The following is a 23,547-nucleotide window of genomic DNA, read 5'->3' on the forward strand; positions in this document are numbered from 1 at the left end:
GGTGCCTTATGGATCAAGACCGTATGATGGACGGACATGAAAATACATTTGATGATGCGTTTGAATTATCTTTACGCCCTGAATATTTACGCCAATACATTGGACAATCTGCTATCAAGTCGAATTTAGAGGTGTTTATTCAAGCTGCCAAGTTACGTGAAGAACCTTTAGACCATGTCTTATTGTTTGGCCCGCCAGGACTTGGTAAAACAACGTTATCCCATATTATTGCCAATGAAATGGGTGTCAATATGCGGACGGTATCCGGCCCTTCTATCGAGCGACCGGGTGATTTAGCTGCAATTCTTACAAACTTGCAACCAGGCGATGTTTTATTTATCGATGAAATTCATCGCCTCAGCAGTGTCGTTGAAGAAGTACTTTATCCTGCTATGGAAGATTTCTTCTTAGATATTGTTGTAGGTAAAGGAGAAGAAGCACGGAGTATTCGCATTGACTTACCACCATTTACACTCGTCGGTGCGACAACACGTGCAGGTAGTTTGACTGGCCCGTTACGTGATCGTTTCGGTGTACATTTACGGTTGGAGTATTACAGTGAAGATGATTTGCAGCATATTATTATGCGTACTGCAGAAGTACTAGGCACTGCGATTGATAAAGAAAGTGCTCGAGAAATTGCAAAGCGTAGTCGTGGGACGCCAAGGATTGCCAATCGTTTATTGAAACGTATTCGTGATTTCCAACAGGTAAACCAAGACGATATGATTTATATCGAAACGACGAAACATGCTTTACATCTATTGCAAGTTGATGATCAAGGATTAGATTATATCGACCATAAAATGATGGCATGTATTATCGAACAATATCGTGGTGGGCCAGTTGGTCTTGATACAATTGCTGTGTCGATTGGGGAAGAACGTGTGACGATTGAGGATGTGTATGAACCGTTTCTTATTCAGAAAGGTTTTCTTGAACGTACACCACGTGGTCGAAAGGCGACCCCATTTGCTTATGAGCACTTCAATTATCCACAAAAGTGAGGAGTTTGCACGTTGAATATAGAACAATTTGATTATGATTTACCGGAGTCTTTAATTGCGCAAACACCGTTAAAAGATCGTGATACGAGTCGTTTGTTACATCTTGATAAGCAAACGGGTGCTGTTGAAGATTTACATTTTAAAGATATTTTACGTTTCTTCCAGCCGGGCGATACACTTGTGCTGAATGATACGAAAGTAATGCCGGCGCGCTTGATTGGTTTAAAAACTGAAACAAATGCCCAAGTTGAAATGTTGATGTTGAATCAAGTGGAAGGTAACGATTGGGAAGTACTTTTGAAGCCTGCGAAGCGCATTAAAGAAGGACAGTCTTTAAGCTTTGGCGATGGTAAAATTATTGCGACATGCATTGAGACACGTGAACAAGGTGGTAGAATTATGCGTTTGCAATATGAAGGGATTTTACAAGAACGTTTGGACGAACTTGGAGAAATGCCGTTACCACCGTATATTAAAGAGCGTTTAGAGGATAGAGATCGTTACCAAACAGTGTACGCAAAAGAAACAGGTTCTGCTGCGGCACCGACTGCCGGGCTACATTTCACCGATGCGCTACTAGAAGAGGTTCAAAAAATGGGTGTACGCATTGCATTTGTGACATTACACGTAGGATTAGGCACGTTTCGTCCTGTAAGTGTAGATAATATTGATGATCATGAAATGCACAGTGAATATTATATGATGTCACAAGAAACAGCGGATTTATTAAATCAAACAAAAGCTGAAGGGCATCGTATTATTTCAGTCGGTACGACATCAACACGTACATTAGAAACGATTCGTCGCGATCACGATGCATTTGTTGCAACGAGTGGTTGGACAGATATTTTTATTTATCCGGGATTTGAATTTAAAGCAGTGGACGGTCTCATTACAAACTTCCATTTGCCAAAATCAACACTCGTTATGCTTGTGTCGGCATTTAGTTCACGCCAATTTGTATTAAATGCGTATGAACATGCTGTAAAAGCATCTTATCGTTTCTTTAGCTTTGGCGATGCAATGATTATTATTTAATGATAGGAGAGAACAGGATGCCAGCAGTGACATACGAACATATCAAAACGTGTAAGCAATCAGGTGCGCGTCTCGGTATTGTTCACACACCACACGGTTCATTTGAAACGCCGATGTTTATGCCAGTTGGAACGAAAGCAACGGTTAAAACGATGAGCCCAGAAGAATTAAAACAGATGAATACGAAAATATTACTTGGTAACACGTACCACCTATGGCTACAACCGGGCAATGATATTGTCAAGCAAGCAGGGGGACTACATAAGTTTATGAACTGGGACGGTCCAATTTTGACTGACTCAGGCGGTTTCCAAGTATTTAGTTTGAGCAACTTGCGTAAAATTACAGAAGAAGGTGTAGAATTCCGACACCATACGAATGGTTCTAAGTTATTCTTATCACCTGAAGATTCGATTAAAATTCAAAATGACTTAGGTTCAGATATTATTATGGCATTTGACGAATGTCCACCTATGCCAGCTGAATACAAGTACGTTAAAGACTCTTTAGAGCGTACAACAAGATGGGCTGAGCGTTGTAAAAAAGCGCATCAACGTCCTGAAGACCAAGCACTTTTTGGAATTATCCAAGGTGGCGAATATAAAGATCTTCGTCAACAATCTGCAGAAGCACTTGTAGCACTCGACTTTCCGGGTTATGCGATTGGTGGTTTGTCAGTTGGAGAACCAAAACCAGTGATGTATGACATGGTGTCACATACTGTTCAATTTATGCCGGAAGATAAGCCACGCTATCTAATGGGTGTTGGTTCACCAGATGCATTAATTGAATGTAGTATCCGTGGTATGGATATGTTTGACTGTGTATTACCAACACGTATTGCACGTAACGGAACATGTATGACGTCACACGGTCGTCTCGTCGTAAAAAATGCGCAATTTAAAGATGATTTTAGACCGTTAGATGAAAACTGTGATTGTTATACATGTAAAAATTATACGCGTGCCTATTTACGTCATTTAATAAAAGCGGATGAAACGTTTGGTATACGCCTTACTACTTATCACAACTTACATTTTCTGTTAAAATTAATGGAGAACATTAGACAAGCTATTCGAGAAGATCGTCTTTTAGATTTTAAAGAAGAATTTTTTGAACAATATGGTCTTAATGTCGAAAATCCAAAAAATTTCTAGATAGGAGTTTGATTTATGTCTTCGGTTATTAGTTTATTGCCACTTATACTATTATTTGTTGTAATGTGGTTCTTTATGATTCGTCCACAACAAAAACGTGCGAAAGAGCATCGTGAAATGGTAGAACAATTACAAGCAGGTCAACGTGTTACAACTATCGGCGGTATCAAAGGAACTGTTCGTGCTGTAGATGAAACAACAGCTGTTATTACAGTGAATGGTAAAGGCACTGAGCTTTCATTTGAAAAACAAGCAATTAAGCAAGTTGACCCATCATAAAATCATATACATGCAATGCCATGTATAAATAACGGCTGGGACAATATGACGTTGTCCCAGCTTCTATCGTTTTTACGGCAATAAAAGGTAAGATACTGCAATATTTTTACGAATCAACTTGAATTTGATATGATAGTACATGTTGATTGAGAGGCATGTCAGACATATTTTTTAAGTGATAACATCCGCAGACATGAATTTCAATAAGAAGTATAGATAAATGAGGTGTTTTTGTGAAAAAAGCAAGTAGGTTGGTTGCATTTTTCGTGCTCGTCGCATTGCTATTCGGTATGATGGCGTCGACGTATAAAAATGTAATCAAAGATGTTAGCCTAGGGCTCGATTTACAAGGTGGGTTTGAAGTCCTTTACCAAGTAGATCCTCTTGAAAAAGGAGATAAGATTGACAGTACAGCAGTTGAGTCCACTGCTAAGACGTTGGAAAGACGTGTCAATGTATTAGGAGTTTCAGAACCTAAAATTCAAGTAGAAGATAAGAACCGTATTCGTGTGCAATTAGCGGGTGTTAAAGATCAAAGTCAAGCACGTAAAATCTTATCATCACAAGCGAATTTAACGATTCGTGATGCAGATGATAAAGTATTACTTACGGGGAAAGACTTAGTTCAAGGCTCAGCGAAACAAGAATTCAAGCAAAATACGAATGCGCCCGCTGTTACGTTTAAATTAAAAGACAGCAAAAAATTTGCGAAAGTGACAGAAGAAATTTCTAAAAAAGATGAGAATGTCATGGTCGTATGGCTAGACTTCAAAAAAGGTGATAGCTACGAAGATGAAAAAGTCAAAGAAGATCCAAAATATATTTCGGCTGCATCTGTAGAACAAGCGATTGACTCTGAAAGTGTAGAAATTTCAGGTGGTTTCCAAGGTGAAGATGGTATTGCTGAAGCGAAACAAATTGCTGACCTGTTAAATTCAGGTTCATTACCAGTTAACTTGAAAGAAATCTATTCAACTTCTGTCGGGGCACAATTCGGTCAAGATGCATTGGATAAAACGATTTTCGCCTCAATTTTAGGTGTCGGTATTATCTTTGCATTTATGTTGGTGTTCTACCATATTCCGGGTGCAATTGCGGTTATCACGTTAACAACATATATTTACTTAACAATGGTGGCGTTTAACTTTATCGGTGGTGTGTTAACACTTCCAGGTTTGGCAGCCCTCGTGTTAGGTGTTGGGATGGCTGTCGATGCGAACATCATTATGTACGAGCGTATTAAAGATGAAATACGCATCGGTCGAACGCTTAAACAAGCATATAGCAAAGCGAATAAAAGTTCGTTTATTACCATTTTAGATGCCAACTTAACGACTGTTTTAGCGGCAACTGTATTGTTCTTCTTCGGGGAAAGCTCTGTTAAAGGTTTCGCGACAATGCTCTTGCTAGCTATTCTTATGAGTTTCGTAACAGCTGTATTCTTAACACGTATTCTGTTATCGTTACTCGTACATTCAAACTTCTTCAAGAAAAAAATGTGGTTGTTTGGTGTGAGAAAGAAAGATATTCATGATATTAATGAAGGCTATGATGTACCTGACCTTCATACACCGTACGATAAAATCGACTTTATGAAGTTGGCGAAACCATTATTTGCATTAAGTGGTATTGTCATTATCGCAGGTGTTGTGATTATCTCTATTTTCAAATTGAATTTAGGTATTGATTTCACATCTGGTACACGTGTTGATTTCCAAGCTGAACAACGTTTAAAACAAACGGAAATCGAAAAGAAAATGGAAGATATCGACTTAAAACCAAATCAAATGTCTATCGGTGGCGACAAAGAACAAAATGCATCAATGCAATACAAACGTGATTTAACGAAAGAAGAAATTTCTAAATTGAAATCAACGTTAAATGACGCATACAATGCAGATCCATCTGTCAATACAGTGTCACCAACCATTGGTCAAGAGTTAGCGAAAAATGCGATGTTAGCTGTTGTGCTTGCGTCAATTGGTATGATTATCTACATCACGCTACGTTTCGAGTGGCGCATGGGTATTTCATCTATCATCTCGCTATTACACGATGCGTTTATGATTATTGCCGTATTTAGTTTATTACGTCTAGAAGTAGATATTACATTTATTGCTGCGGTATTAACGATTATTGGTTATTCGATCAATGATACAATCGTTACATTTGACCGTGTGCGTGAAATGTTGGCAAACGTCAAAGTGATTACGAAAGAAGAACAAATTGACTACATTGTTAATAGTTCTATTCGTCAAACATTAACACGTTCGATTAATACTGTGTTAACCGTTATTGTAGTCGTTGTTGCATTATTAATTTTTGGTGCATCAAGTATTTTCAACTTCTCCTTAGCATTATTAATCGGTTTAGTATCTGGTGTATACTCATCTATTTTCATTGCTGTACCATTATGGGGCATGTTGAAAAAACGCGAGTTACGTAAATCTGACAATCATAAATTAGTCGTATACAAACGTAAACGTACAAACGAAGAAAAAGTATTAGTATAAGCAAACAAAAAAGTCATGTGTTATTGTAAGGAAATAGCACATGGCTTTTTGCATGCTACTTTTTATTTGGCGTACTTTTCGATATAATACGGTTTGTGGAAAGAGGTATATAACGATGATAAAACCGAAATATCAGTGGATAACTCGTGAAGATAATCCTAAAATTGATGATACATTGATTCGACAATTTAATATTACGCCGATTATGCAGCGTATTTTAGAAGGCAAAGGTATTGTTCGTGAAACTGAATTGAAGGCTGTTTTAGAAGATCAACCTATCTTTCATGATACAGAATTGTTAAGTGATATGACAAAAGCAGTAACACGTATTCAACAAGCGATTACAAACCAAGAACCGATTCTTGTCTATGGTGACTATGACGCGGATGGTGTGACTTCTACGACGATTATGGTAGATGCACTGCGTCGACTTGGTGCTGTCGTAGGATGGTACATTCCAAACCGATTTACAGAAGGCTACGGACCGAGTGAAGCAGCGTTTCAAAATGCAGTGGATGAAGGCGTCTCGCTAATTATCACAGTTGACAATGGGATACAAGGACATGATGAGATTGAAATGGTCCAACAGCAAGGTGTCGATGTAATTGTGACGGATCACCATGAAATTGGTCCAACGATGCCTAGTGCATATGCGATTGTTCATCCGATGCATCCCGACTATGACTATCCATGTCGTTATTTATGCGGTGCGGGTGTGGCGTTAAAAGTAGCAAGTGCATTGTTAGGAGATCAACTGCCAACGACGTATTGGGGGCTTGCAGCGATTGGAACAGTAGCAGACCTAGTGCCACTTACGGATGAAAACAGAGCGATTGTTAAAAAAGGGCTTAAGCAGTTGAATGATGATAAACCCGTATCCGTTTCAGCGATTTTAGAACAGGCGGGTTATGACGATGCCATTACAGAAGAGACGATTGGCTTTTTAATAGCACCACGATTGAATGCCGTTGGACGTTTAGACGATGCCAGTTTAGCTGCTGAGTTATTAATGGCTGAAGATGAAGAAGAAGCATTATTTTTAGCAGAACAAGTCGAGCACTTTAATCAAGAGCGTAAAGATATTGTGAGTACCATTGCTGATGAGGCGCTTGCGATGGCAGCAACTTTTGTAGAACGTGGACATCAATTTTTAGTGCTTGCTCAAGAAAGTTGGCATGAAGGTGTACTAGGTATTGTAGCATCGCGTATTGTCGACACATATCATTTGCCGACGATGGTATTGAACTTAGATGTGGAAAAAGAACATGCTAAAGGATCGGCACGAAGCATTGAACAAGTCTCTATGTTTGATGCGTTATCACAGCAATCGCAGCTGATTCAAAAGTTTGGTGGGCACCATATGGCAGCAGGCCTTACATTAGACTTGAATGATGTCGATGCACTCCGTGAAGGCCTCAATCATTGGATGCACGAAGCATATGCAGATGTGTCATTACAGCCAACAAAAACGGTTGATGCGGTTGTGTGTCTTGAAGATATTACGATAGATAACATTCAAGCGATGCATCGCTTAAGACCATTTGGTATGGGATTTAGTAAACCACTTCTTCAATTGGCTGGTATGCAAGTCCAACAAGCGAAAGCAATGGGGCAGCAGCAAAAACATCTGAAAGTGTCATTTGAAAATACTTCGATGCAAGCCATTTATTGGAATAATGGCCCCCGTGCAGCTGAATTGATGAGTGGGCAAGCTTTGGATATGATTGGCGAGTTACAAATCAACGAGTGGAATGGCAATCGTAGTGCGCAGTTTATTTTAATGGATATGGCAAGTAATGAACGACAAATTTTAGATTACCGCAGTAAAAATAAAAAGCTGCCGACGTTTGAAACGGATGACAATGTGAGCTATTTTATTCATCCGAGTCGTGATAAAACGCACGACAATGAGTTTTATTATGGTGAAGCAATTCCAGCGCATTATGAAAAATGTGTCTTTCGTGATTTACCATTAACGATGGAAGATATTGAAGCGACTTTACAACAACTGGACGTGTCACAAATATATTTAGTATTTGCACATGAGCGTTCTGTTTATTTTGAAGGCATTCCACAGCAAGCACTGTTTAAACAATGTTATAAAGCGTTAATGCAAAAAGGGCAAACGAATCTTGCACAAGATGGCATGGCGTTGTGTCAGCATTTAAATGTGAAGCCGAACGACTTGAAATTTATGTTGAAAGTTTTTCTCGACCTAGGTCTTATAGCGCAAAAAGATGGTATAATTGAAACGGTGCAACAAAGTGATAAGCGACCGATTGAGTCGAGTCGTGTCTATCAAGCACGCGTTCAGCGATTAGAAGTTGAAAAACAATTACTTTATGACGAATTTAGTGCGGTTAAAGCATGGATTGAGACATCATTGGCACGCACGAAGTAGGAGGATATCGATGGATTTAAAACAATACGTATCAGAGGTACAAGATTGGCCTCAAAAAGGCGTGAGCTTTAAAGATATAACAACAATTATGGATAACGGTGAAGCATATGGCTATGCAACGGACCAAATTGTAAAATATGCGAAAGAAAAAAATGTCGATATAGTAGTCGGACCAGAAGCAAGAGGTTTTATCATTGGGTGTCCTGTTGCGTATGCGATGGGTATTGGATTTGCACCTGTTCGTAAAGAAGGCAAACTACCGAGAGAGGTCATTCGTTATGAATACGACTTAGAATATGGTAGCAATGTTTTAACAATGCATGCAGATGCGATTAAACCAGGTCAACGTGTATTAATTACAGATGACTTGTTAGCAACAGGTGGTACGATTGAAGCGGCGATCAATCTTGTAGAACAACAAGGTGGTATTGTTGCGGGTATTGCATTTATTATTGAATTAGCATACTTAAACGGTATGGATAGAATAAAAGATTACGACGTGATGTGCTTAACATCATACGATGAATAAAATATGTATGTTACGTTGAAAGTATCAACTTGGAAGCGGAATGGCTAAAGCTGTTCTGCTTTTTATTATTTTGTCACAAAAGAGACACTAAAAAGTTTGCAAATCTAATCATTTTATAGTGTGTACAACTGTGTCACAGCGTTAAAAAGTGATAAGATAAAAAGATACGGCATATAGTTCAATTATTGCAATGCTTGTAGTATGATAGAATTAATATTGATTTTGTTGGGGGTGTCCACTTGAATAACGAATATCCATATAGTGCTGATGAGGTGCTACACAAAGCGAAAACATACCTCAGTGAAGAACAGTATGCGTATGTACTGAAGAGTTATCATCTCGCATATAAGGCACATGAGGGGCAATTCCGTAAAAATGGCTTACCATATATTATGCATCCCATTCAAGTTGCTGGAATTTTAACTGAAATACGCTTAGACGGACCGACAATTGTAGCGGGCTTTCTACATGATGTTATTGAAGATACACACTATACATTTAATGATGTTGCTGAAATGTTTAATGTTGAGATTGCAACAATTGTAGATGGTGTGACAAAACTGAAAAAAGTAAAATATCGCTCACAAGAAGAGCAACAAGCAGAGAATCACCGCAAGTTATTTATTGCGATTGCAAAAGATGTGCGTGTTATTTTAGTCAAACTCGCTGATAGACTACATAATATGAGAACGTTGCGTGCGATGCCACGTGAAAAACAAATACGCATTTCTAAAGAGACATTAGAAATTTATGCACCACTTGCACATCGTTTAGGGATTAATACAATCAAGTGGGAACTTGAAGACATCGCGTTGCGTTACATCGACAATGTACAGTATTTCAGAATCGTTAACTTGATGAAGAAAAAGCGTAGTGAACGCGAAGCATATATTGAAAATGCGATTCATAATATTCGCAAAGAGATGGATATTATGAATATTGATGGTGAGATTAACGGCCGTCCGAAACATATTTATAGTATTTATCGCAAAATGATGAAGCAGAAAAAACAATTTGACCAAATATTTGATTTATTAGCTGTGCGTGTTATCGTGCATTCTATTAAAGATTGTTATGCAGTACTCGGACTTGTACACACATTATGGAAGCCGATGCCAGGTCGTTTTAAAGACTATATTGCGATGCCAAAACAGAACATGTACCAGTCGTTGCATACGACAGTTGTTGGACCGAATGGCGACCCGTTAGAAATTCAAATTCGTACGTTTGAAATGCACGAAATTGCAGAACATGGGGTTGCTGCACACTGGGCATATAAAGAAGGTAAGCAAGTTACACAAGACAGTGAAACATATCACAAAAAGTTAGATTGGTTGAAAGATATTGCGGAAACGGATCACACTTCTACAGATGCACAAGAGTTTATCGAGTCGTTGAAGTTCGATTTGCAAAGTGACAAAGTGTACGCATTTACACCAGCGAGTGATGTGATTGAGTTGCCGTATGGTGCGGTGCCAATCGATTTTGCCTATGCAATTCATAGTGAAGTCGGTAATAAAATGATTGGTGCGAAAGTAAATGGCAAAATTGTACCGATTGATTATGTTTTACAAACAGGCGACATCGTAGAGATTCGTACAAGTAAGCATTCTTACGGCCCAAGTCGTGACTGGCTGAAAATTGTACGTTCATCAAGTGCAAAGAGTAAAATTAAAAGTTTCTTCAAAAAACAAGACCGTTCTTCCAATATTGAAAAAGGAAAGTTTATGGTTGAAGCTGAGTTGAAAGAACAAGGTTTTAAAGTGGATGAAGTTTTAACAGAAGCCAATATTAAAATCGTCAACGAAAAATATAATTTTGCGAATGAATCTGATTTGTATGCGTCTGTAGGATTTGGTGGTGTGACTTCACAACAAATCGTTAACAAATTGACAGAACGTATTCGCATCGAACAAAAACAACGTGCGTTGAACCAAGCACAAGAAGTGACGAAATCTGTACCAATTAAAGACCATATTACGACAGATTCAGGTGTATATGTTGAAGGCTTAGATAATGTACTTATTAAACTATCGAAGTGCTGTAACCCAATTCCCGGGGATAAAATACTTGGCTATATTACGAAAGGACATGGTATTAAAGTTCATCGTACCGACTGTCCAAACATTCAAAATGAAGACGAACGCTTGATTGATGTTGAATGGGTTAAGTCGAAAGATGCGTCACAAAAATATCAAGTGGACCTTGAAGTGACGGCATACGACCGTAATGGCTTGCTCAATGAAGTTTTGCAAGCTGTTAATAGCACATCAAGTCATCTGATTAAAGTATCTGGTAAGTCAGATATTGATAAAAATGCTGTTATTAATCTTAGTATTATGGTAAAAAATGTACATGAAGTATTTAAAGTTGCAGATAAAATCAAGCAACTTGGAGATATTTATACAGTAACTCGAGTATGGAATTAGGAGTGTCTGACTATGAAAATTGTCGTTCAACGTGTCAAATCTGCTGCCGTAACGAATGAGACGATTCATCGTGAAATTTCACAAGGATTCTGTTTACTCGTTGGTGTCGGTAATGGCGATACGCTTGCTGATACAGAAGCACTTGCAAAAAAAATAGCAAATGCACGTATTTTTGAAGATGAAGCAGGTAAACTAAATTTAAATATTCAACAAATTGAAGGCGCGGTGTTGTCTATTTCACAATTCACACTGTATGCAGACGTGAAAAAAGGCAACCGCCCGGGATTTTCAAACGCAATGGCACCAGATGAAGCGAATGCGTTATATGAGCAATTTAATGACGCATTACGTTCATATGGGCTTACAGTAGAAACAGGGGAGTTTGGCACTGATATGCTGATAGATATACAAAATGATGGCCCTGTTACGATTATTTATGAAAGTGAAAATGGCAAAGTGCTATGAGAAGATTGGATCAATGGCTTAGACAGAAAAAGTTAAATCCTAAAAGGGTCTATCTCGCATGCTTAGCTGTTTTGGTCGTGCTATTAATCATTGTGGCGTTAATCATCGCGTTCACGCAACGAGATGACCGAATCCATTTAATAGAGAATGCCGAGATACGTACAGGCCCGAATGCTGCTTATCCCGTGTTATATGATGTAGAAAAAGGGGATACGTTTAATGTGATTTCTCGTTCAGGTAAATGGATAGAAGTCAGATCTAGGGATCATAAACAAAAAGGCTGGATTGCAGGTTGGCATACGAATCTCGATATAAAAGAAGATGTTAATCCGAATGCACGTCCACTGAAAAATAAAGTCATTGTGTTAGATCCTGGCCACGGTGGTGGCGACCAAGGGGCGTCGAGTCGTACAGGTAAGAAAACGCTTGAAAAAGATATGACGTTAAAAACAGCGCTCGAGCTGAAGAAACAACTTGAGCATGAAGGTGCAAAAGTTAAAATGATACGTAAAGATGACACGTATGTGAAGTTGAAAGACCGTAAAGCGACGGGTGATGTCTTTATTAGTATTCATAACGATGCACTGGAATCCCCAGATGCGAATGGTGCAACAGTTTATTGGTATCACGACAAGCAAGAAGCATTGGCGAACACGTTGAATGCAAGTATTCAGAAAAAAGCGTTGCTATCTGATCGTGGTCCAAGACAAGAGAATTATCAAGTGTTGCGCCAAACGAAAAAACCAGCAGTATTGTTGGAATTAGGCTATATTAGTAATCCAACAGATGAAATATTGATTAATGATAAAAATCACCGCTATATTGTAGAATCTGCAGTAGTGGATGGTCTGAAAAATTATTTCCTTAATCAATAGCTTGAAAAGACAACAAAAAACAGTTATGATGGTATATGAATTTTATATGAATCACCGTATGTATTCTTGAAGGTGTATAGTGAGATGTGGCCTATAAGCCAAAGAGAGTTTGTCCTCGGCTGTAAGACAAACCATTCAGCTATACGACTGAACACAAGAAGAGGTACTTTATGAAAATAAAGTCGTGTTGCGAACGTTATCAGCTATAGAGTGGAGATGATACACACATGTGTACATCTTAATTAGGGTGGCAACACGGCAGTAGAACGTCCCTTATATGTGTGAGCATATAAGGGACGTTTTATATTTGTCGCAACCTCTAAAAATTGATGTGAATCATAAATTGAACTAATTTAATGAGCTAGGAGATGTGTAAAGATGATCAATATCCCGCGTGGAACACAAGATATTTTACCCGAAACATCAGCACAGTGGCGCTACATCGAATCACGGTTACATGAATTGATGGCACGCTACAATTACGAAGAGATTCGCACGCCTATTTTTGAAAGCACGGAACTTTTTGCGAGAGGTGTTGGTGATTCCACTGACGTCGTTCAAAAAGAAATGTATACGTTTAAAGATAAAGGGGATCGCAGCCTTACATTGCGACCTGAAGGCACAGCGGCAGTCGTTCGTAGTTACATCGAGAATAAAATGCAAGGCTTGCCAAATCAGCCGGTTAAATTGTATTACAATGGGCCAATGTTTCGTTATGAACGTAAACAAAAAGGGCGTTACCGTCAGTTCAACCAGTTTGGCGTTGAGGCGATTGGGGCAGAAAATCCAAGCATTGATGCAGAAGTACTTGCGATGGTTATGCATATTTATCAATCGTTTGGTTTAAAAAACTTAAAACTTGTCATCAATAGTATTGGCGACGCAGAATCACGTGTTGAATATCAACAAGCATTGCGTGAACACTTCCAACCAGTTATTCATAATTACTGTGCGGATTGTCAAAAACGTATTGAAACGAATCCAATGCGTATTTTAGATTGTAAAGTCGATCGCAATCAACCAGAAATGCAAACAGCACCATCCATTACGGACTATTTGAATGATACTTCAAAATCATACTTTGAAGCGGTCAAAGCACATTTAGATCGTTTAGGTATTCCATATGTTGTTGATCCAAATCTTGTGCGTGGTTTAGATTACTACACGCATACCGCATTTGAATTAATGATGGACAATGAAGATTATGACGGTGCGATTACGACATTATGTGGTGGCGGACGCTATAATGGTTTATTAGAACTATTAGATGGACCGAAACAAACAGGTATCGGTTTTGCTTTAAGTATTGAGAGATTGTTGCTAGCACTTGGAGCAGAAGGTATTGAATTACCCGTACATCAACACCTTGATTTATTCGTGGCAACGATGGGTGAAGCGGCTGATGATTTTGCAGTCAAATTGTTAAATGATTTACGTCATGCAGGCGTTAAAGTAGATAAAGACTACTTATCACGTAAATTAAAAGGCCAAATGAAACAAGCCGATCGTTTACAAGCGAAATATACGATTGTTATTGGAGATCAAGAGTTAGAACAACAACAAGTAGCGATTAAAAACATGGAAACAGGCGATTCAGAAACAATCGCATTTGACGAAATAGCAAGTTATATAAAAAAAGGAGCGTAATAAAATGACACAACGTACAACATATTGTGGATTAGTGACAGAATCTTTATTAGGAGAAGAAATAACTTTAAAAGGATGGGTACACAACAGACGTGACCTCGGTGGCTTAATTTTCGTTGACGTACGTGACCGTGAAGGCTACGTACAAGTTGTATTCAACCCAGATTTTTCAGCAGAAGCATTAGCAGTCGCTGAGCGCGTACGTTCTGAGTATGTCGTTGAAGTGACAGGAACTGTGACAAAGCGTGATGCTGAAACTGTGAACTCCAAAATCAAAACAGGTCAAGTTGAAGTACAAGCGAAAACTTTAACGATTATTAACAAATCAGAAACACCACCGTTTGCATTGAACGAAGAGAACTTAACAGTAGATGAAAATATTCGTTTAAAATACCGTTATTTAGATTTACGTCGTGAAAAATTTGCTGAAACATTCAAAATGCGTCATCAAACGACACAAGCGATTCGTCGCTACTTAGACAAAGCAGGTTTCTATGATATTGAAACACCTGTATTAACAAAATCAACACCAGAAGGCGCACGTGACTATCTTGTTCCTTCACGTGTTCACGATGGTGAATTTTATGCATTACCTCAATCACCACAGTTGTTTAAACAATTATTAATGATTAGTGGTTTCGATAAATATTACCAAATCGCAAAATGTTTCCGTGATGAAGACTTACGTGCAGACCGTCAACCTGAATTTACACAAGTCGACATTGAGATGAGTTTCGTTGAACAAGAAGATGTTATGGCGTTAGGTGAAGCGATGTTGAAAGAAGTTGTGTCTGAAGTAAAAGGCATCACTTTAACAGATGCTTTCCCTCGCATGACATATGCAGAAGCGATGGAACGTTATGGTAGCGATAAACCAGATACACGTTTCGGTATGGAATTAATTGATGTATCTGAACTTGGTCATTCAATGGACTTTAAAGTCTTCAAAGGTGCCGTAGAAAACGGTGGACAAGTTAAAGCGCTTGTTGTAGAAAATGCAGCTGATGATTACACACGTAAAGATATTGATGGCTTAACAGAATTCGTTAATATTTACGGTGCAAAAGGGTTGGCATGGGTAAAAGTTGTTGAAGAAGGCTTAACAGGACCTATCGCACGTTTCTTTGAAGAAGCACATGTTGAACAGTTACAAGCATTAACAAATGCAAAAGCTGGCGACCTTGTATTATTCGTTGCAGACACAAAAGACGTTGTTGCGCAAAGTTTAGGTGCATTGCGTAATAAACTTGGTAAAGAACGTGGTTTAATTGACCCAGAAGCAATGAACTTCTTATGGGTAACAGACTGGCCATTATTGGAATATGATGAAGAAGCACATCGCTATGTGGCAGCACATCACCCATTTACATCACCAAAACCAGAAGATGTTGAAAAATTAGAAACAGCACCTGAAACGGCACAAGCACAAGCGTATGACATTGTCTTAAACGGTTACGAATTAGGTGGCGGATCTATCCGTATTCACGATGGCGAATTACAAGAAAAAATGTTTAAAGCACTTGGCTTTACTGAAGAAGCAGCGCAAGAACAATTCGGCTTCTTACTTGATGCATTCAAGTTCGGTGCACCGCCACATGGTGGTATCGCATTAGGTTTAGACCGCTTAGTAATGTTACTTGCAGGTCGTACGAACTTACGTGATACAATTGCGTTCCCGAAAACAGCATCAGCAACTGATTTATTAACAGATGCACCGGGTGCAGTATCAGAACGTCAATTAGACGAATTATCATTACGTATCAAACATTAATTATAAAAACAGTAGTGATGTAGTGAGATTTCATTTACGCCGCTACTGTTTTCCAATTTTGTTGGCAGGTGTTTTACTTGCGTATTTCAAATAATATGGTAATATGAGTTTATAAGATAGTCGTCTAGGGTGTTCGTAAGTTCGCTTTTTATATTTTGACCTAACACTCATTGATCAGGGAGTCCAATTGGTTTTCTTGCAGCGCACACGCCTCTATAGGAGGACGTGCTAAACAAGAAACAGGACACCCACCTGTATATAGCAGGCCAAAATGATCAAGCATTTTCAAACTACGGCACTCATGGATTCTATCGGTACGCAAGGCGTTATGTCTTGCGTATTTTTTATGCCGTTTTTTGACTATCATTTAACAACATGTATTGGAGGCTATACAAATGGTCAAGATTTGTAATGATGGATTCACAGACTGTGCAACGAAGGAACATAAAGATATACATCATATTATGATTACCCAAAATATTTTATCAGGCCGTTATAAACATTTAATCATTTGGTTTTTAAAAGAGGATAGCAAAAGATTTACTGAGATTCAACAGCTTTTACATGGTATTTCTCAAGGCTCTTTAACCAAACAACTAAGAGAATTAGAGAAAGATGGCGTGATTCATAGAACCGTTTATCCCGAAGTCCCACCAAAAGTTGTTTATCATTTGACTGATAAAGGACAAAAACTCGTCAATATTATAGAGATGATGGAAAAATTTGGCAGTGACTATACGCAATCATAAAACGAAACAATGGCATTGTAATCAACAAATTGTTTGAACGGCAAAAGTACTAAAAATAAGACTATGGCAATAAATTTTGCCCTATTTAAAAGTATCAAATGCTGTTGTAACATAGGTGGATATAGAGAAATCAAGGAGATGTTACAATGAAAATTGGTATTATCGGCGCTGGTCCAATCGGTGCAACACTTTCACATAAATTACACGCAAAAGGTCATCATGTAAAGGTAGCTGATGCACGTGGGCTCTCACATTTAAAAGATAAGGAGATTGCAGGGGAAGCTGTGGCATTAGAACAATTGGGACAAGATATTGATATTTTGATTATTTCATTACCATTAGCTGTTGTTCCTCAAATAAAAGAAATGGTATCACAACTTAAGAATAATGTTATTATTGTGGATACAACAAATTATTATCCATTTAGAGATGCACAAATCACTAAAATTGAAGAGGGAATGCCAGAAAGTGTATGGGTGTCAGAGCAACTTGGTAGAGATGTGATTAAAGCATTTAATAATCAATTAGCCTATACATTATCGCAAAAAGGTAGCAGTCAAAAAAGCGACAACCGTATTGCAATGGCAGTTGCAGGAAATGATGATTTGCAAAAAGAAATCATTATGAATATCGCTGATGAAGTTGGTTTTGATGCTGTAGATAATGGGACATTGCAGAATTCATGGCGTCAACAACCGGGGACACCGGCATATTGCACAGAACTCAATAGCGATGATATGACAAAAGCATTAGAACGTGCAGACAAAGCAGCAGCCCCTATACAAAGAGACGAGGTAGGGAAGTATTTTGAACCTGGGATGACGCATGAAGATATTGTTCATTTGAACCGTAAATTATATAAAGTAAATTAATCTATAAAAAGGATGTGTCATCTGCAAATGACATGTCCATTCTTAATACCGAACGGATACATCTAACTTATAAGAATACGCTTTGATTTTTTGAGCAGTTTACATGCATTTCAATCCCGAATGTACTAGTATGAATTTAATACTTCTTGGAGGGATTCATGATGACAAAAACATTCGTACTTGGTGCAAACGGTGGCGTAGGTCGCTTTCTTGTACAACAGTTAAAAGCACAGAACGTTGATTTTACAGCAGGTGTACGTAAGTCAGAACAGAAAGAAGCGCTAGAAGCACAGGGCATTCATGCCGTTTTAATTGATGTTGAACAAGATAGCATTGAAACTTTAACATCAAAATTAAGTGGTTATGATCAAATTGTTTTTTCAGTCGGATCAGGTGGTAAAACAGGCGCAGATAAAACCATTGCAGTCGATTTAGATGGTGCGGTGAAAGCGATTCGTGCCGCAGAAGCAGCGAAAGTGAACCACTTCATTATGGTGTCCACTTGGGATTCACGTCGTGAGGCGATTGAACAAGGTGGCAGTCTTAAACCATATACTATCGCGAAACACTATGCAGATGATTATTTACGACATAGTGGATTGATAGCGACAATTGTTCATCCTGGTATTTTAACGAATGAAGCAGGCAATGACAAAGTGCAAATCCAAGCACAATTTGACAACCCAAGTGATTTATCCATTCCACGTGAAGACGTTGCACGTGTCCTTTATGAAGTCGTGACACAACCAGCGATTCACGGTAAAGAATTCCAAGTGGTTAATGGCGACACTTCAGCACACGAAGCGGTTGCAGCACACAAATAAAACCATCATAAAACAGATAACAGTGTATGAATTATTTCACACATTTGTTATCTGTTTTTGTATTTTATAATAACAATAAATGTTTTATATACTTTACAATTCGAAAGACTAATATTACATTTTTAAAATAAATTATTGACAAAATTATCAGACTAATATAATAATTGTAAATAAATAGACACAATTAAATAAGGGGGAATTGTATGAACAATCGATTGAAGTATTTTTCTATTTTATTGGTTGCAGTTGTACTTGTATTAGGGGCATGTGGTAAAGGGGATTCTGGCTCAGGCGGTAGTAAAAGTAAAACTGAAAAAAGTGATGCGAAGGGCGGCACGTTAAATGTGGGTCTTGCGGCAGCACCAGAGGGCAATTTTCAAGGAATCTTTGCAGGTTCTTCAGGTGACAGTGAAGTCATTGATTACTTCAATGATAGTCTTGTCAAGTTTGATGATGAACTGAATATGAAACCAAAACTTTTATCATGGGAACAAAAGAAAGACGACAAGCTTACATACACTTTTAAACTAAAAAAAGATGTTAAGTGGCAAGACGGGAATCCGTTAACAATCAATGACTGGATTTTCACGTTAGAAACATTGGCGGACCCGGATTATGATGGGCCACGTTATAACAACGTTGAAGGTGTCCAAGGTGCAGAAGAAAAGCGCAAAGGTCAAGCTGATAGTATTTCAGGTATTAAGAAAATTGATGACTACACGGTAGATATTACTTTCAAAGAGAACAAAGCGAATAACTTATTAGATCTTTGGACAGGGTCATTGATTAGCGAAAAGATTTTTAAAGATATTCCGGTCAAAGATATGGCGAAATCACCAGAAGTGAGAAAAAATCCAGTTGGTATTGGGCCATATAAAGTGAAAAATATTGTTGATGGTGAATCAGTGACACTTGAAAAATTCGATGATTATTGGCAAGGGGAACCAAAACTCGACAAAGTAAATTTACGTGTTGTCGAACAAACATCGATGGCACAAGCGTTAGAAAGTGGCGACATTGATATGGCTACAATTACACCGCCAATTGCGAAAGAGTTGAGTGATAACGGTTCAGAAAACCTTTCAATACTAGAGTCACCTTCAACGTCATATGCGATTGTGGGATTTGTGTTAAATGACTATGATAAGAAAACACAAACAATTGGCAAAGAACGTCCGAAGTATCAAGATAAAAAGTTACGTCAAGCGATGGCACATGCGATTAATCGTCAAGAATGGATTGACGCATTCTATTACGGTTATGGTAAGCCATTAAACGGACTTATTCCATCAGCACATTGGAGTGGCGCTAAAGAAGGCGATGTACCATCATACGACTACGATGTGAAAAAAGCGAAAAAATTATTAGACGAAGCGGGCTATAAAGACAAAGATGGCGACGGTTGGAGAGAAGATAAAAACGGCAAACCGTTCGTTGTGAACTTGAAGCATTATGCGGGCTCAAACCCAACATTTGAACCACGTACGGCAGCACTTAAAGGCTACTGGGAAAAAGTCGGTTTAAAAACCAAGACGGAAATGGTTGAGTTTGGTAAATTCGGCGATGACTTAGAAAAAGCTGACAAGAGCATGGAAGCTTATGTGAGAACATGGGTGCAAGGTGCAGATCCGGATCCATCAGGTTTGTACAAGTCGACAGCATTATGGAATGAATCTCGTTACAATAATGAAAAAGCCGATGCGTTATTAAAAGAAGCAGTTGACGGCGATGTTGTAGGAGATGACAAAGAAAAACGTAAAGAAAAGTATTTAGAATGGCAAAAGATTATGGCAGAAGATGTGCCGGTGATTCCGATTGCTGAACTGAAAGATGTTACAGCGGTTAACAATAAAGTGAAAAACTTTGAAGTGTCATTAAAAGGTACGAACCCAATTTATGAATGGACGGTTGAAGAAGAATAAAGCATTTAAATGTGAAGGATTGGGCGATTGAACTGCTCAATCCTTTCATTTATCATACTTCAAAAATACATAACTAAAGGGGATTGGGGGAGATAGTATGGAAGAACGAGAATTATTGAAAGTAAAAGATTTATGTGCAGGTTTTGAAATTAACGGGCAAAGATACAATGCGATTTCAAACATTAACCTCACAGTAAACAAAGGAGAAGTCATGGGGATTGTCGGTGAATCTGGCTCCGGTAAGTCGGTGTTAAGCATGTCGATTTTACAATTATTACCCGATAAAATTGGCGAGATTCATAGTGGCGAAGTTTACTTTAAACAACAACGTATTGACACGATGGACATGGCTCAATTTAATCAAATTCGTGGCAATGCGTTAGCGATGATTTTCCAAGAACCGATGACATCATTGAACCCTGTTTTTACAATAGGGAATCAATTGATTGAAATGATGGTCAATCATCTGAATATCAACAAAAGTGAAGCAAAGTCACGTGCGATTTCTTTGTTGAAACAAGTAGGGATTCCACGCGCGGAACAAGTCGTTGATTCCTATCCACATCAACTTTCAGGAGGAATGCGTCAACGTGTCATGATTGCGATGGCGATCTCATGTTCACCCGAGTTACTGATTGCAGATGAGCCTACGACGGCACTTGATGTGACGGTACAAGCACAAATATTAGAGCTGTTAAAAAGTATTCAACAAGAAACGGACATGGGCATTATTTTTATTTCACACGACCTCGGTGTTATTTCTGAAGTGTGCGATAACGTTGCGGTTATGTATGCGGGAGAAATCGTTGAACGTGCGTCTGTAAAAGACATTTTTAGTGACCCAAAACATCCTTACACGAAATTGCTGATAAAAGCAATTCCAAGACTTGATATACAACAAGATAGGTTAGAAACAATTGAAGGCACGGTACCCGGACTTAATGAATTACCAGAAGTCGGTTGTAAATTCGCCAATCGTTGTCCGAACGCGATGCCAGTTTGTACACAGAAAAATTTAAATACCATTCACGTGAGTGATACACATCGCGTAGCTTGTCATCTGTTCGATGAAAGTGTCATGAATGATGGTGTTATGAACGAAGGGGGCGTACAACATGTCGAATGAGCCGATTCTTGAAGTAAAAAACTTAAAACAATATTACCCAATTAAAGGGGGCATCTTTCAAAGGAAAATCGGAGAAGTCAAAGCAGTTGATGGTATTTCATTCACTGTAAATAAAGGACAAACTGTTGGATTAGTAGGTGAATCTGGCTGTGGCAAATCTTCAGCAGGACGTACGATTTTAAGATTACAAGATGTGACATCTGGCGAGATTCGTTTTTGCGACCAAGATATTACAAAATTAAAAGGAAAAGCGTTGCGAGAAGCACGCAAAGGATTTCAAATGGTTTTTCAAGATCCTTATGCGTCATTAAATCCAATGCAAATGGTTGGCGATATTGTTGGCGAACCGATTCGTAACTACTATCACAAGTCGCAAAAAGAGATTGAACAAGAAGTGAAAGATTTATTACAACGTGTTGGTTTAAGTGAGCAAGCGTATTATAAATATGCCCATGAATTTTCTGGCGGGCAACGTCAACGTGTCGGCATTGCACGTGCGCTTGCGTTAAAGCCGAAGTTGATTATAGCGGACGAACCAGTTAGTGCGTTAGATGTATCTGTTCAATCGCAAGTGTTGAACATTATGGATGAATTGCAAGAAGAATTTGGATTGAGTTATTTATTTATCGCACATGATTTAAGTGTCGTGAAACATGTGAGTGATTATATTTGCGTGATGTACTTAGGCCATATTGTCGAGCAAGGACCTGCCGAAGCAATTTATAATCATCCGCAACATCCATACACGCAATCGCTTATTTCAGCGATTCCTGAAATTCGACCGGGAGAGAAAAAAGCGCGTATTTTGTTACAAGGAGATTTACCCTCTCCAAGTGACCCGCCACAAGGCTGTCCATTTCATACAAGATGTCCGGTAGCAAAGCCAGAATGTCGCTTGGAAAAACCGGCATATCGTCAAGTTGAACAGGATCATTACGCTGCTTGTATTCTTTTGGAAGATGAGGTGTTTCCACTATGACAACTTTAATTATTCGACGTTTTTTATTGATGATTCCATTATTGTTTGCGATGTCTATCGTTATATTTCTACTTGCGAAGTTACAGCCGGGTGATGCATTTACCGGCCAAATGGACCCGAGTGTAGATGCGAGCTATTATGAAGAACAACGGGAAAAGCTAGGGCTCAATGACTCTATTCCCGTGCAATACATGAAGTGGGGAGGAAATGTACTGCAAGGAGAACTCGGCGATTCAATCCGCTACAAACGTCCTGTTATGGATTTAATTCAAGAGCGTATGCCCAATACGATTCTGTTAGGTGTCGTCAGCTTGGTTATTACGTATCTTATTGCGTTTCCTTTAGGTATTCTGTCCGGTAGAAAACCATATAGTCCTATCGACTACGGCATACAATTTATCAACTATTTAATGCTTGCCATTCCGTCTTTCGTTGCGGGTGTTTTCGCCATTTACATTTTTGCGTTTCAACTAGGCTTATTCCCGTTCTCAGGTTCGGTGGCAATTGGCTTAGAAAGTGGCACATTCGAATATTACATCAGTAAGCTGTATCATACGATTTTACCGGGTACCGTACTCGGCTTGTTATCTACGGCAAGTTATGTACAATTTTTACGTAATGACATTATTGAAAATTCACGTAGAGATTACGTTAGAACGGCACGTGCAAAAGGGTTATCAGAATCTAAAATTTATAATAAGCACATTTTACGAAATTCAATTATTCCGATTGTTACATTTTTCGGTGCGGATGTCGTGTCAGTTTTTGGTGGTGCGGTTATTACTGAAACAATCTTCTCTTATCCGGGGATTGGGAAGTTACTGATTGACGCAATTAGTGGGAAAGACTATCCACTAATGATGGCTTTACTCCTCTTTTTCTCATTTTTAGGTTTATTAGCAAATCTGATTTCGGATATCGCATATAGTGTTGTAGATCCGAGAATCAAGAGTAATTAGGAGGC

At 38.6% G+C, this 23,547-nt stretch carries 19 protein-coding genes and 1 other RNA gene; all 20 read left to right on the forward strand.

The genetic code is table 11. The features are described 5' to 3' along the window. Positions 1–8 precede the first annotated feature (8 nt). The 20 genes from ruvB (at position 9) to opp4B (ending at position 23,542) form a co-directional block, all read left to right on the forward strand. On the forward strand, positions 9–1,007 hold the full coding sequence (ruvB, locus tag TP70_RS05715; protein WP_044360237.1) for a Holliday junction branch migration DNA helicase RuvB: 999 nt from the start codon (positions 9–11) through the stop codon (positions 1,005–1,007). A 12-nt stretch (positions 1,008–1,019) separates the two neighbouring features. After that, positions 1,020–2,045 carry a tRNA preQ1(34) S-adenosylmethionine ribosyltransferase-isomerase QueA gene (queA, locus tag TP70_RS05720; RefSeq protein ID WP_044360238.1) on the forward strand — a complete coding sequence of 342 codons (1,026 nt, stop codon included), beginning with the start codon at positions 1,020–1,022 and terminating at the stop codon, positions 2,043–2,045. 17 nt (positions 2,046–2,062) lie between these two features. Beyond that, positions 2,063–3,202: a tRNA guanosine(34) transglycosylase Tgt gene (gene tgt, locus TP70_RS05725; RefSeq protein WP_044360239.1), complete on the forward strand. Its 1,140-nt coding sequence runs from the start codon at positions 2,063–2,065 to the stop codon at positions 3,200–3,202. A 15-nt stretch (positions 3,203–3,217) separates the two neighbouring features. After that, positions 3,218–3,481 carry a preprotein translocase subunit YajC gene (gene yajC, locus TP70_RS05730; protein ID WP_044360240.1) on the forward strand — a complete coding sequence of 88 codons (264 nt, stop codon included), beginning with the start codon at positions 3,218–3,220 and terminating at the stop codon, positions 3,479–3,481. Positions 3,482–3,714: 233 nt separating this feature from the next. Beyond that, positions 3,715–5,994: a protein translocase subunit SecDF gene (secDF, locus tag TP70_RS05735; protein WP_044360241.1), complete on the forward strand. Its 2,280-nt coding sequence runs from the start codon at positions 3,715–3,717 to the stop codon at positions 5,992–5,994. A 115-nt stretch (positions 5,995–6,109) separates the two neighbouring features. Then, on the forward strand, positions 6,110–8,395 hold the full coding sequence (gene recJ, locus TP70_RS05740; RefSeq protein WP_044360242.1) for a single-stranded-DNA-specific exonuclease RecJ: 2,286 nt from the start codon (positions 6,110–6,112) through the stop codon (positions 8,393–8,395). Positions 8,396–8,405: 10 nt separating this feature from the next. Continuing rightward, positions 8,406–8,924: an adenine phosphoribosyltransferase gene (locus TP70_RS05745; RefSeq protein ID WP_044360243.1), complete on the forward strand. Its 519-nt coding sequence runs from the start codon at positions 8,406–8,408 to the stop codon at positions 8,922–8,924. A gap of 239 nt (positions 8,925–9,163) precedes the next feature. Then, complete coding sequence (locus TP70_RS05750; protein WP_044360245.1) at positions 9,164–11,353, forward strand: RelA/SpoT family protein; 2,190 nt, start codon at positions 9,164–9,166, stop codon at positions 11,351–11,353. Positions 11,354–11,365: 12 nt separating this feature from the next. After that, positions 11,366–11,818 (forward strand): D-aminoacyl-tRNA deacylase, encoded by a 453-nt coding sequence (gene dtd / locus TP70_RS05755; RefSeq protein WP_044360247.1) that lies wholly within the window; start codon positions 11,366–11,368, stop codon positions 11,816–11,818. Continuing rightward, entirely contained in the window at positions 11,815–12,693 is an 879-nt protein-coding gene (locus TP70_RS05760) for an N-acetylmuramoyl-L-alanine amidase (RefSeq protein WP_044360248.1), read from the forward strand. Before dtd ends, TP70_RS05760 begins: the two co-directional genes overlap by 4 nt. Positions 12,694–13,071: 378 nt before the next feature. Beyond that, complete coding sequence (hisS, locus tag TP70_RS05765; RefSeq protein ID WP_044360249.1) at positions 13,072–14,340, forward strand: histidine--tRNA ligase; 1,269 nt, start codon at positions 13,072–13,074, stop codon at positions 14,338–14,340. 4 nt (positions 14,341–14,344) lie between these two features. After that, positions 14,345–16,111 (forward strand): aspartate--tRNA ligase, encoded by a 1,767-nt coding sequence (aspS, locus tag TP70_RS05770; protein WP_044360251.1) that lies wholly within the window; start codon positions 14,345–14,347, stop codon positions 16,109–16,111. A 118-nt stretch (positions 16,112–16,229) separates the two neighbouring features. Beyond that, positions 16,230–16,423, forward strand: a non-coding RNA gene (gene ssrS / locus TP70_RS11975) — 6S RNA. An 83-nt stretch (positions 16,424–16,506) separates the two neighbouring features. Next, positions 16,507–16,860: a winged helix-turn-helix transcriptional regulator gene (locus TP70_RS05775; RefSeq protein WP_044360252.1), complete on the forward strand. Its 354-nt coding sequence runs from the start codon at positions 16,507–16,509 to the stop codon at positions 16,858–16,860. Positions 16,861–17,006: 146 nt separating this feature from the next. Then, positions 17,007–17,732 carry an NADPH-dependent F420 reductase gene (locus tag TP70_RS05780; protein ID WP_044360254.1) on the forward strand — a complete coding sequence of 242 codons (726 nt, stop codon included), beginning with the start codon at positions 17,007–17,009 and terminating at the stop codon, positions 17,730–17,732. A gap of 161 nt (positions 17,733–17,893) precedes the next feature. After that, a complete protein-coding gene (locus TP70_RS05785; protein WP_044360255.1) occupies positions 17,894–18,556 on the forward strand; it encodes an SDR family oxidoreductase in 663 nt (220 codons plus the stop codon). 203 nt (positions 18,557–18,759) lie between these two features. Beyond that, a complete protein-coding gene (gene opp4A / locus TP70_RS05790) occupies positions 18,760–20,478 on the forward strand; it encodes an oligopeptide ABC transporter substrate-binding protein (RefSeq protein WP_044360256.1) in 1,719 nt (572 codons plus the stop codon). Between the two features lie 97 nt (positions 20,479–20,575). Continuing rightward, positions 20,576–21,604, forward strand: a complete 1,029-nt coding sequence (locus TP70_RS05795) for an ABC transporter ATP-binding protein (RefSeq protein ID WP_044360257.1) — start codon at positions 20,576–20,578, stop codon at positions 21,602–21,604. Then, positions 21,594–22,583 (forward strand): ABC transporter ATP-binding protein, encoded by a 990-nt coding sequence (locus tag TP70_RS05800; protein WP_044360258.1) that lies wholly within the window; start codon positions 21,594–21,596, stop codon positions 22,581–22,583. The genes TP70_RS05795 and TP70_RS05800 overlap by 11 nt, the downstream gene beginning before the upstream one ends. After that, a complete protein-coding gene (gene opp4B / locus TP70_RS05805; protein WP_044360260.1) occupies positions 22,580–23,542 on the forward strand; it encodes an oligopeptide ABC transporter permease in 963 nt (320 codons plus the stop codon). Before TP70_RS05800 ends, opp4B begins: the two co-directional genes overlap by 4 nt. The last annotated feature ends 5 nt before the right edge of the window (positions 23,543–23,547 follow it).

The organism is Staphylococcus microti, from assembly GCF_000934465.1.
Classification (GTDB): domain Bacteria; phylum Bacillota; class Bacilli; order Staphylococcales; family Staphylococcaceae; genus Staphylococcus; species Staphylococcus microti.

Coding starts and splice junctions, on each gene's coding strand:
- recJ (WP_044360242.1), top strand. CDS start 6,110: ATGATAAAACCGAAATATCAGTGGATAACTCGTGAAGATAATCCTAAA.
- TP70_RS05800 (WP_044360258.1), top strand. CDS start 21,594: ATGTCGAATGAGCCGATTCTTGAAGTAAAAAACTTAAAACAATATTAC.
- aspS (WP_044360251.1), top strand. CDS start 14,345: ATGACACAACGTACAACATATTGTGGATTAGTGACAGAATCTTTATTA.
- TP70_RS05760 (WP_044360248.1), top strand. CDS start 11,815: ATGAGAAGATTGGATCAATGGCTTAGACAGAAAAAGTTAAATCCTAAA.
- opp4B (WP_044360260.1), top strand. CDS start 22,580: ATGACAACTTTAATTATTCGACGTTTTTTATTGATGATTCCATTATTG.
- ruvB (WP_044360237.1), top strand. CDS start 9: ATGGATCAAGACCGTATGATGGACGGACATGAAAATACATTTGATGAT.
- dtd (WP_044360247.1), top strand. CDS start 11,366: ATGAAAATTGTCGTTCAACGTGTCAAATCTGCTGCCGTAACGAATGAG.
- TP70_RS05775 (WP_044360252.1), top strand. CDS start 16,507: ATGGTCAAGATTTGTAATGATGGATTCACAGACTGTGCAACGAAGGAA.
- tgt (WP_044360239.1), top strand. CDS start 2,063: ATGCCAGCAGTGACATACGAACATATCAAAACGTGTAAGCAATCAGGT.
- TP70_RS05785 (WP_044360255.1), top strand. CDS start 17,894: ATGACAAAAACATTCGTACTTGGTGCAAACGGTGGCGTAGGTCGCTTT.
- yajC (WP_044360240.1), top strand. CDS start 3,218: ATGTCTTCGGTTATTAGTTTATTGCCACTTATACTATTATTTGTTGTA.
- TP70_RS05745 (WP_044360243.1), top strand. CDS start 8,406: ATGGATTTAAAACAATACGTATCAGAGGTACAAGATTGGCCTCAAAAA.
- hisS (WP_044360249.1), top strand. CDS start 13,072: ATGATCAATATCCCGCGTGGAACACAAGATATTTTACCCGAAACATCA.
- TP70_RS05780 (WP_044360254.1), top strand. CDS start 17,007: ATGAAAATTGGTATTATCGGCGCTGGTCCAATCGGTGCAACACTTTCA.
- opp4A (WP_044360256.1), top strand. CDS start 18,760: ATGAACAATCGATTGAAGTATTTTTCTATTTTATTGGTTGCAGTTGTA.
- TP70_RS05795 (WP_044360257.1), top strand. CDS start 20,576: ATGGAAGAACGAGAATTATTGAAAGTAAAAGATTTATGTGCAGGTTTT.